Genomic DNA, 10,662 nt, shown 5'->3' on the forward strand with positions numbered 1-10,662 from the left:
GTTTGCGGGGCTATTGTTTTTGTTTTTACAGGTGCTGGGCACCCTCTACATTCCTACCCTGACCGCCGCTATTGTCAACAACGGCATCGTGCCGGGCAACATGGACTATATATTGAATACCGGCGGCCTTATGATCCTGGTGGCAGCGGCGACGGGAGGGCTCTCGATTACCGCCACTTACCTTTCTACCTCGCTGTCAACGGCCGTGGAGCGGGATATCCGCAACGTCCTGTTCCGTAAAGCCCAGTCTTTTTCGGTCAATGATTTTCAGCGATTCGGAACGGCTTCGCTGATTACCCGGAGCACCAGCGATGTCATTCAGCTCCAGCAGGCCCTCGCCATGATGATGGAAATGCTGCTGCCCGCGCCGCTCATGACCGTGGCCGCGCTGCTGCTGGCCTTCGCCAAGGACCCTTTTCTGGCTTTGGTCATTATGGGCACCATGGTTCTGGTGGTCTTATTTGCCGCCATCGTCAGCCAAAAAGCCCTGCCGATGTTTGCCGTGCTGCAAAGCCTGATCGACCAGATCAACCGCGTCCTCCGGGAAAACATCATTGGCGTAAGGGTCGTCCGGGCTTTTAACAGAGTCGATTACGAACGACGGCGCATTGATAAGACCTTCACCGATTACGCCGCTGCGGCGATCCGGGTAAACAAGATATTCGCCCTGATGATGCCGGTCATCATGATCATGATGAATTTCTGTACGCTGCTCATTCTTTGGTTCGGCGGAAAAAGGGTGGGTTCTGGGCTGATGCAGATCGGCGACATCATGGCGCTGGTGGAATACTCGCTGCTCATCCTGTTTTATCTGATTATGGGCATGATGGTGTTCATGATCATCCCGCGGGCGCAGGCCTGCGCCACCAGGATTCACGAGGTGCTCGACTTCAAGCCTGAATTTGCCGGAGCGCCGCTGGCCGGTCAGCAGTTCCAACGCCGGGCAAAACTTGAATTCCGCCATGTGACCTTCCGCTATGCCGGCGCCGAAGAAGCCGTATTGAGCGATATCAGCTTCGCTACTGACACAGGGCAGACAACGGCGATCATCGGCGGCACCGGTTCGGGAAAATCCACGGTCGCGAGCCTGATCCCCCGCTTTTATGACATCCAGAGCGGCAGCATCCTGATCGACGGAATCGATATTCGTAATTTGCCGCTAAGCGAATTGAGGCATAAAATCGGCTATGTCCCGCAAAAGGCCTTTTTATTCAGCGGAACGATCGCCGAAAATCTGCGGCACGGCAAGAAAAATGCTTCACTGGAGGAGTTACGCCACGCAGCCCGATTGCCCAGATCGACGACTTCATCAGCGGGTTGGACCAGACTTACGACGCTCCGGTCGCCCAGGGAGGCGGCAATTTTTCCGGCGGACAGAAACAACGACTTTCCATCGCCCGGGCCATTGTCAAAAAGCCGGAAATTTATGTCTTTGACGACAGCTTTTCCGCCCTGGATTTCAAAACCGATGCCAAGCTGCGGGAATCCTTGAAGCGCGAGGTGCGCGACGCCACTGTCATTTTAGTGGCGCAACGGATCAGTACGATCATGGATGCGGACCAAATTATCGTACTGGACGACGGGCGTATTGCGGGCATCGGCACCCATCGGGAACTAATGGACAGTTGCCTGGTGTATCAACAAATCGCCCATTCCCAGCTGAGCAGAGAGGAGTTGGCGTGAGTATGGAAAGAGACAACCGGGAAAACGATGTGTTCCCCATGCTGGACAACATGCCTGCCGGGAAAGCGAAAAATGCCAAGGGCACGACGGCGCGTCTCTTAAAACAGCTATCCCGGCAGAAGTGGCAATTGCTCGCGGCTTTCGTCTGTATCGTGTTCGGCTCGGCCTTTACTCTCGCCGCGCCCCTGATCATCGGCCAGACGATCAACCTGATCTACGATGGAATTACTTCCGGCCGCCCTTTCGAAGTGAATGTCAGCACGCTGGGCGGCATTATGCTGACTCTGCTGACGCTGTATCTTTTTAGCGCCGTATTTTCCTATTTACAGGAATTCACTTTGGCCGGCGTTGCCCAAATGCTCACGCTTTCCTTACGGGAAAAGATCAGTGAAAAATTAACCCGGCTTCCCCTCCGCTACTATGATCAGCATAAAAAGGGAGATATCCTCAGCCGGGCAACCAATGACCTGGACAAGGTCGCCAGTACTCTGGAGGACGGTTTGCTGCAGTTTTTCAGTGCGACGGTAAGCATTGTCGGCTCCTTCGCCCTGATGCTGGCGATCAGCCCGCGGCTCACCTTGATCGCCCTGGCAACAGTGTCCGTCAGCATGGCGGCGGCCACCTGGATTGCCCGGAAAACGCAGCGCTATTACGCGGAAAACCAAAAAGCCCTGGGAGAAATGAACGGAACGATTGAAGAGGCGTTTACCGGCCACCAGGTCATTAAGGCTTTCAATATGGAACAAGACGCCATCCGGAATGTGGCAGCGCTCAATCAGGCCCTTTACAAGGCCCGGCAGCAAGGCGCAATTCATCACCTACGCGGTAGACCCGGCGATCCGGTTATGCAACCAGATGGGCTATATCTTAATTGCCGTGCAGGGCGCGCTATTGGTCACACAGGGCAGGATATCCATCGGCAGCATCCAGGCTTTTTTCCAGTATGTCAATCAAGCTTCGGAACCGCTCACGCAACTGGCGCATATTGTCAATGCCCTGCAGGGGGCCATTGCGGCGGCGGAACGGGTTTTTGCGCTGCTGGATGAGGAGGAGGAAGCCCCCAATCCCCCAAATCCGCGGGAAATCTCTTTGCCCCAGGGCAATGTCGCCTTTGAACATGTGCGTTTCGGGTATCAGGAGGACACCGTTTTGATGAACGATATCAACTTCCGGGCAAAAGCCGGCGATAAAATCGCGATAGTCGGCCCCACCGGCGCGGGCAAGACGACTCTGATCAATCTGCTGATGCGGTTTTATGAGCTGCAGGACGGAAGAATCACCATTGACGGGGTGGATATCACCGCAATGCGCCGCAGCCGCCTGCGCTCACTGCTGGGCATGGTCCTGCAGGATACTTGGCTTTTTGGCGGAACCATCGAGGAAAACATTGCCTACAGCCGGAAAAATGCGACCCGCCAGGAGGTGATTCAAGCCTCCAAAGCCGCCCGGGCGGACCATTTCATCCGGACGCTGCCCGCGGGGTATCAAACAGTTCTGGACGATGAGGCGGCCAATATCTCCCAGGGCCAGCGCCAGTTGCTCACCATTGCCAGGGCCCTTCTGGCCGACCCCGCCATCCTGATCCTGGATGAAGCCACCTCCAGTGTGGATACCCGCACCGAACTCGAAATCCAAAAAGCAATGGCTGCGCTAATGAAGGGCCGAACCAGCTTCATCATTGCCCACCGCCTCTCCACCATCCGGGATGCTGACCATATCCTGGTGATGAAAAGCGGTGCGATCATCGAACAGGGGACGCACACCGAGCTGATGAAGCAAAACAGTTTTTACGCCGATTTGTACAACAGCCAGTTTGCCTCAACTGTGCTATAGACAATACTTGTCACCATTGGTTTTTTCTTTTAAACGTCCTGCTTCAGTCCAAAAGGCGTTATGCCGTTTTACACGAACCGGCATAACGCCTTGGTTAAATGCCTTTTAGGCACGCTAGAAACTTCTGCTGCTTAGTAACCTTCCTGTTCTCCACTCGCAGTGTCATCTTCCCTGCGCTTTCTGCTCAAGCAAAATAGAAGGGTAAAAAGCCGATTTGGCGAATAGACACGATAACTGCCTGGATTCCATCTTGTTGCCACCATGTTACAATAATATGCTGTCTCTTGTCCGGAAAAGTATATCTGCTTACGTACGCCCGGTTACACCGGGCGCATTCGTCCCCGCCAGCTCCCGCTATTGTGCCGCCGGATACTGGTCATAATCAATCATGGTGCCAACACCCAAATGCACGTAAATCTCGGGATACCCAGCCACCGGCAGCCAGTAGCCGATGATGGTTCTGCCGCCGGATTCTCCCTTAGAATAGGCGGCCTGCTGAGAGGCCAGCGCCTGATTCGCCAGACAGCCCCGGTGTCGTCCCGGCTCGCCGATGGAAGAACACTTGATGCCCGGCGCGCCCCCTGCTTTACCGCAGGCTTCATTCACAGCCAGGATTTCCCGGTTTTTATGCACCAGCATAACCGGGTCGGGAAAACTTCCCCACATCATCTGAAACGCTTCAATGACTTTATCTTCCATAGTCACTTTTCCTCCTCTGTTTTTATCCTCATTTGCTGCCGGCCGTCTCTATTTGCTACTTATCTTGCTGGAATGCTTCTCGTTCCAATAGCCTTTGCGTGTATTTTCCCCAAGCGGCTTCCCCTTCTTCTGCCCACCATTTTTCAAAATAGCGGTCACCCTTATCGGGGGCAGAAGCTGCAGCGGGCTGCGAAAAAGTACTGCGGCACCCCGCTTGCGGCTGGTTCGCCTCCTTATGGTAACCCTGACTGCCGAACAGCAGCCGCGTCAGGATGACGAGCCCCGTCCCCTGCCAGTACGTGATTTCCCTCCAGCCCCAGATATCAGGCAGCAGGCTGTTCCACAGCAGCATGACAAAAAAGCCAAAGCCAAGGCCAAGCAGTATGGATAATACCAGTCCGAGACCAAGTTGAACCAGGATATGCCTCGTTTTCGTTATGCAAAAATTACACTGCCATTGCACTGTATATCACCTCTATCATTACAAATCATTCCTCCTGCAGCAGCCTGCGCAGCGTCTGTGTCGCCCGGCTTTTCCGCGACAGCAGCGTGCCGATGGGCTCTCCCCATTTTAGCGACAATTCTTTAAAAGTACAGCCTTCCAGTTCGGTAGCCACCCAAACGGCCCGCTGATTGGGCTCTAGCTTCAGTAACGCACTTCTTAAACGTAAGGCAAATTCTTTCTTTTCTACCAGGCTTTCCACATCGCCGTTCGGGTCAATCAGGTTCTCGCCTTGCGGCAGACCCGTGACCTGATCCACAGCATCTAAGGATAACGGCGGCTTTGCCTGCCGAAAACGGTCCCATATTTTATGCTTTACCGACTGGTACAGATAAGCAGCCAGGTTTTCCACCTGGCTGTCAGTCGTCATCCGGTTATATACATTAAATAGCACATCAGCCACAATATCTTCCGCATCCATAGCGGAAATACCGTTCAGCCTTTGTCGCACATAGCGCAGCAGCTTAGGCTGCTCCTTCTGCATGACACTGACAAATTCATTTTGTTGTTTGCGCACAATAAAACATTCCTCTATTGCATTTTCAGCCATCATTCCCATTCATTTCATTATGATACCAGCCTGGTTCCACTCAAAGCGACCGATTTCCTGCCAATGCGCGACAGCTAAGAAAAAATACGGAAATACCTGTCAACTGCTCCGGCCCGATGACAAATAGCGTTTAAAGCGGCTGACATTCATAGTCATTGCCTAACTTTTCGCGTAACAGTAAATTCCAAACCATTTTCCTTTCCTCCTTTATGGCAAAAATTCCCCTACTTATTATGATGGAATGGATTTTGCTTTATTGCAGGAAAAAATACTTTTTTTAGACATCGCCTCATTGACTGTTTAAACACAGGTTTCGCCGCGTTGCTGCACAGCGGTTATAAACTGCTCTGAAAACAGGGAAAGGGCTTTACGAAATTTGATCGTAAAACCCTTGATATATCTTCCGCCGAACAGATTTTCGGCGAAATCGGACTAATATTGGATATTTGTCCAAGCAAAGGGAAACTCTACTTCAAACGCCCATTTTGCATATGCGATATGAGCCCACGCTAGGTAGTGCATACCCGGTTAGATTATTCGCCGTTAATCAGAAGAGAAAAATTACCCTGACAAGGATGGAACTGTCATGACCAATGCAGTTGAAAAGATATTCTGGAGCATTGCCTTCCCGGGATTTGGCCAAATTCTAAATGGAAAATTAGTTAAGGGATTTGCGTTCATATTTATAGAATATTTAACCAATGTAAACGCCAATCTTAATGAGGTCATTATCTTTAGTTTTACCGGTGACTTTAAACAAGCTATCGAAAAAACAAACTATGAATGGATTATGTTTTATCCCTGTGTTTACTGTTTCGCAATTTGGGATGCATACCGCGACGCAGGGGGAGGCAAGTCTCCATACTCTTTTTTGCCCGCCGTTTCCTCCGCGTATTTCGGAACGCTTGGCGTGACATTTTCACCAGTCTTTAAAATCTTTGGCGCTATGCCAGGACCCATTCTACTCGGTCTTACCGGTATGATAGCCGGGGCGTTATTAGGCTGGGTCGTGCAGGCTGTTATCAGCAGCCATAATAATTAACAATAAGCAGCATCTTTTGATCTTTCATTGTATCGCTGCAAGATGCCCCCGTCAATTCCCTGGCAGCCTCATTTACTCAGTAGCCGCAAGTTTCATATGTAACACGAGAAAAACGGCTATGCTCGCAAACATAGCCAAACACCCGCCTAAAACAAAAGGGGCTGCCTGACCCACAGCACCCCACAAAAAACCTGCGATAAGGGAAGCCGGCAGCAAGCCTATTCCCACGATTGCAAAATGAAGTCCCAAAGCGATTTTCCGCTATCAGTGCTCTTTCGCCGCCTGCCGTAAGCGCCGTATACACGCCAATTGGTTCCCATTATATAGCTTCTCTATATTCCTTGTGATTTGGCATTAGAATAGCCACAAGGAATGCAGCAACAACGATAATCTCAGTAAAAATGTAAGCATCACTTATGCCAAGTATAGAAGCTTGTCCAATAATCTGAGATTGGGACAAAATATCGCCGGCTTGAAGCATTTCGGCGGTATGGCTTTGTGTTCTTATTGTCATAATCGTCACAGGAAGGGCCGTTCCGACCGAACCTGCTACTTGTCGAACCGTGTTGCTAACTGCTGTACCGTCAGCATTTAGGTTCTTCGGAAGTGCATTCAGCCCCCCCGTATTAATAGGCATCGTAATGAGAGACATACCAATGCGTAATATGATAGTATTGATCATGAGATAGTTATAACTGGTTGTCTCACTCAAATTGGTAAATCTCACGATCGCAGTGATAGAAAAGAGCAACCCTGCGAGGGCTAACGGCTTTGCTCCGATTTTATCAAATAAACGACCAGATACAGGGGACATCAAAGCGCTTAACAGTGCGCCCGGCAGCAACAGCAATCCTGTTTCAAGGACTGTATAGCCTCTGCTTTCCTGCAGGTAAATAGGCAGTAAAATTATATCTGCATACATAACCATCGTGCTCAAAATAAGAATGATTGTCGTTATAGTAAACATTCGATTCTTGAATACTTGTAGATTTAGCAGGGGATCACTCGATATAAGCTGACGCCAGCTGAAAAGTCCAAGACAAATGGCGCCGAGAATTAAGCATCCCAGCACCACAGCACTTCCCCAGCCTTTGTCAGCTGCGCTGCTAAATCCATAAAGGATTCCTCCGAATCCTGCTGTTGACAGAAGAATACTGATGATATCCAGGTTTGGCTTAGATGTTTCCGATACATTCACCAGATATCTAAACGCTAAAGCAATGACAATGACGACAAGCGGAAACATGCCGATAAATAACCATCGCCATGAGAACTGTCCGATAATGAACCCTGCCAGGGTTGGAGCGATTGCTGGCGCAACTATCATTACAAGTCCGATGATGCCCATTGCAGTTCCACGGCCTTCCTCAGGAAACACCGCAAGTATAACCACCATTAACAGTGGCATAATGATACCGGCGCCTGCAGCCTGAATCAGCCGGCCTGTTAATAAAAAGGCGAAGGTCGACGCAATGGCGTTAATGCAAGTTCCCGCTAACAGCAAAACCATTGAACTGATAAATAGCTGCCGAGTCGTAAATCGTTTTAAAAAAAAAAAAAAAAAAAAAAAGACCGTCGCCGGAACGATAATACCATTTACCAACATAAAGCCAGTTGACAGCCATTGAATGGTCGTTGTAGAAACCTCAAACTGCTTCGTCAAATCAGGTAAAGCAACATTTAGTATCGTCTGATTCAAAAGCGATAAAAAAGCCCCTAAAATTAAAATGAATAGGAGTATACCTTTTTCTACTCGTTGACTGGATTGGTTCATGATCAGTTTTTATGCTCCCTTTCACAACTTAATTAAGTAATCTTTCTTAAACCCAGCTGTCACTTTTATATCTTATCCCAAACTGATTAGCACGAACCCGGAATTGAACTGCATATTTTTTCTGAGCAGGTTTGCATAGCACCTCCAGATGAAAATAGACAGTCCTGTAAAATATTTTTTATCATTTACAGGACTGTTTTTATTTTATTCTGCCTGGACTGTCAGGTTCCCATGCGCTATGGCATTCTTATGGCTTAAACGTTTTGGGATTGCGCAGCATAGCAGGCTTCTCCGTTGCCTTTTCAATAACCACAAAGAATACGGGAATTAAAAATATTCCCAGTACAGTTGCTGTCAGCATGCCGCCCACCACCGCCGTGCCCATAGAGTTCCGGGCGCCGGCGCCGGCGCCGCTGGCCAGCATCAGCGGCACGCAGCCGATAATAAACGCCAGGGAGGTCATGATAATCGGACGCAGGCGCAGCTGAGCCGCTTCAATGGCCGCCTGGACCGGCTCCATTCCTTTATCCACCCTGACCTTGGCAAATTCGACGATAAGAATGGCGTTCTTCGCCGCCAGGCCGATTAGCATTACCAGGCCGATCTGCATATAGACGCTGTTCTCCAGATTACTCGCATACTGGAAAAGAAACGCACCGAAGATTCCCAGAGGAACGCCGAGCAGCACTGCGAACGGTACGCTCCAGCTTTCGTACAACGCGGCCAAGCACAAGAATACAAATACGATAGCCAAACCGAAAACCAGCATTGCCTGGTTGCCGGATTCCTTCTCCTCCCGGCTTTGGCCGGACCATTCGTAGCCGTAGCCGCCGGGAAGGATCTGCGCCGCCACTTCCTCCAGCGCGGCAAGGGCCTGACCCGAACTGTAGCCTGCTGCCGGGCTGCCGTTCAATTGGACGGCCTGAACGCCGTTAAACCTGGTAATTGTGGACGGAGCAGTTACTTTCCGGGGTTGTACCAGCGTATTCAACGGCGCCATGGTGTTATTCGAACTTTTCACATACAGGTGCCGTATCGCCTCAACATCACTGCGAAATGGCGTTTCCGCCTGGACAACTACTTTGTAGGTGCGGCCGAATCTATCGAAATCATTGACCTCGGTGCCGCCGAGAAACACTTGTAAAGCCATAAACACATCATCGACCGACACGCCCATTTTTTCAGCCTTTTGCCGATCGACGTCAAATTCATAACCCGGTGTGTCCGCTTTAAAATTATCGGTAATCGTCCCGATTTCCGGACGCAGCTGGGCAGCGGCAACAAACCGTTGGGAAACCTCATCCAATTTCGCCAGCGATTCGCCGCCAAGGTTCTGCAGCATCATGCTAAACCCGCCTACCCTCCCGAAGCCAGGCAGCGCCGGCGGATTGAAAGCAGCCACCGTTCCTTCCGGCATCTTCGCTCCAAGCATGAATGTCTGCCCTATTTTCGCACCAATCTGCAGATCCGGTCTATTGCGTTCCGCCCAAGGAGTCAGGCCGATAAACATCGCTCCTGCATTCGATTTGGCGCCGCCTCCCACAATATCCATTCCCGCTACTTGGGCGCAGCCGGGGATTTTATCAAAACGGTGTGGGGAAGCGATTATAAGTTTGAGGTGGATCTATGATTACCCGTTCATTGTTTTTTCGTCAGCTTTTAAGCCATGTGGCAATTATCCTCTTTATGGCCCTAACCCTGTCGGGTTCAGTTATGTACTATGCTTATCAACATGGAAAGTTAGACGCTCATATAAAAAAGATTGCCGTTTTTTTTGCCGAGGAACTGAAGGCAGGCCATATCCCGAGCCGTACCCAGGCCACTGCGAAAGATGAAATCGGCACGCTTGGCAAAACCTTTAATGCCATGGCCGATGCCCTTTTTCATATTCAGCAAGTCAGGCGCAATTTCATCTCCAACATTTCCCACGAACTCAAAACACCGCTAAGTTGTATAAAAGCCACAACCGAGGCGCTCATTGACGGCATTGCGGTAAATGACCAGGAGAGAGCTCACTACTTAGAAAGGATATTAGCAGAAACGGATCGCATGTCCCGGTTAGTCCATGACATTATAGATATGGAGCAATTGGAATCGGGCAAGATGTTTATCAAACAGGAACGGCTTGATGCCGATACGATCGAAGTGCTGCTTAAGAAAAAAATCTTTCTCTTCTGTTGCGAATCGAGACGGATAAGCGTTACGTTTTGGGTGACGCCGACCGGTTTGCACAGGTCCTGGATAATTTGTTGAGCAATGCCATACGGCATTCTCCAGCCGGTTCCCAGATTGGCTTAGCATTGACCGAAGAAAATAACTGGCTGCAAATTTCCGTATCCGATCAGGGGGAAGGGATTGCCAGTGAAGATTTGCCGCTGATCTGGGAACGCTTTTACCGTGGCGATAAATCCCGCAACCGCTCACTGGGCGGAAGCGGCCTGGGCTTGTCCATAAGCCAAAGTCTCATGAAAGCTATGGGCGGAACGATATCGGTAGAAAGTGAAAAGGGGAAAGGAACTATTTTTAAAATCCACATACCTTGGCAAAGTAAATAAAGAGGATTTACAAAAAGCAATTGG

At 50.2% G+C, this 10,662-nt stretch carries 7 protein-coding genes and 3 pseudogenes; 5 read left to right on the forward strand and 5 right to left on the reverse strand.

The annotated features are described in order from the left end of the window. The first annotated feature begins 13 nt into the window (after positions 1-13). Both ALO_RS08640 and ALO_RS23905 read left to right on the forward strand, forming a co-directional pair. Positions 14-1,683, forward strand: a pseudogene (locus ALO_RS08640) (ABC transporter ATP-binding protein). 38 nt (positions 1,684-1,721) lie between these two features. Continuing rightward, positions 1,722-3,516: pseudogene (locus ALO_RS23905) on the forward strand (ABC transporter ATP-binding protein). 354 nt (positions 3,517-3,870) lie between these two features. On the opposite strand, the gene ALO_RS08650 reads toward ALO_RS23905, so the two are convergent. Genes ALO_RS08650 through ALO_RS08660 form a run of 3 tightly spaced genes read right to left on the reverse strand, consistent with a single transcriptional unit; the run spans position 3,871 to position 5,234 of the window. Further along, positions 3,871-4,215, reverse strand: a complete 345-nt coding sequence (locus tag ALO_RS08650; RefSeq protein WP_004094903.1) for a hypothetical protein — start codon at positions 4,213-4,215, stop codon at positions 3,871-3,873. 55 nt (positions 4,216-4,270) lie between these two features. Then, positions 4,271-4,678: a hypothetical protein gene (locus ALO_RS20785; protein ID WP_004094905.1), complete on the reverse strand. Its 408-nt coding sequence runs from the start codon at positions 4,676-4,678 to the stop codon at positions 4,271-4,273. Between the two features lie 25 nt (positions 4,679-4,703). Next, a complete protein-coding gene (locus ALO_RS08660; RefSeq protein ID WP_040293022.1) occupies positions 4,704-5,234 on the reverse strand; it encodes an RNA polymerase sigma factor in 531 nt (176 codons plus the stop codon). A 619-nt stretch (positions 5,235-5,853) separates the two neighbouring features. Here ALO_RS08660 and ALO_RS08665 point away from each other — a divergent pair. Beyond that, on the forward strand, positions 5,854-6,309 hold the full coding sequence (locus tag ALO_RS08665) for a hypothetical protein (RefSeq protein WP_004094908.1): 456 nt from the start codon (positions 5,854-5,856) through the stop codon (positions 6,307-6,309). 319 nt (positions 6,310-6,628) lie between these two features. Here ALO_RS08665 and ALO_RS08670 read toward each other — a convergent pair whose 3' ends face one another. Both ALO_RS08670 and ALO_RS08675 read right to left on the reverse strand, forming a co-directional pair. Beyond that, positions 6,629-8,083, reverse strand: coding sequence for a DHA2 family efflux MFS transporter permease subunit (locus tag ALO_RS08670; RefSeq protein WP_004094910.1), 1,455 nt, complete (start codon positions 8,081-8,083; stop codon positions 6,629-6,631). A 247-nt stretch (positions 8,084-8,330) separates the two neighbouring features. After that, positions 8,331-9,644: pseudogene (locus tag ALO_RS08675) on the reverse strand (efflux RND transporter permease subunit); the annotation flags it as partial. A gap of 65 nt (positions 9,645-9,709) precedes the next feature. Between ALO_RS08675 and ALO_RS08680 the strand changes: the two are divergent. Both ALO_RS08680 and ALO_RS23095 read left to right on the forward strand, forming a co-directional pair. Then, on the forward strand, positions 9,710-10,336 hold the full coding sequence (locus tag ALO_RS08680) for a histidine kinase dimerization/phospho-acceptor domain-containing protein (protein ID WP_004094914.1): 627 nt from the start codon (positions 9,710-9,712) through the stop codon (positions 10,334-10,336). After that, entirely contained in the window at positions 10,333-10,638 is a 306-nt protein-coding gene (locus ALO_RS23095) for a sensor histidine kinase (protein ID WP_004094916.1), read from the forward strand. Before ALO_RS08680 ends, ALO_RS23095 begins: the two co-directional genes overlap by 4 nt. Positions 10,639-10,662: the final 24 nt, after the last annotated feature.

This window comes from Acetonema longum DSM 6540 (assembly GCF_000219125.1).
GTDB lineage: Bacteria > Bacillota > Negativicutes > Sporomusales > Acetonemataceae > Acetonema > Acetonema longum.

Coding starts and splice junctions, on each gene's coding strand:
- ALO_RS08650 (WP_004094903.1), bottom strand. CDS start 4,215: ATGGAAGATAAAGTCATTGAAGCGTTTCAGATGATGTGGGGAAGTTTT.
- ALO_RS08665 (WP_004094908.1), top strand. CDS start 5,854: ATGACCAATGCAGTTGAAAAGATATTCTGGAGCATTGCCTTCCCGGGA.
- ALO_RS08670 (WP_004094910.1), bottom strand. CDS start 8,083: ATGAACCAATCCAGTCAACGAGTAGAAAAAGGTATACTCCTATTCATT.
- ALO_RS08680 (WP_004094914.1), top strand. CDS start 9,710: ATGATTACCCGTTCATTGTTTTTTCGTCAGCTTTTAAGCCATGTGGCA.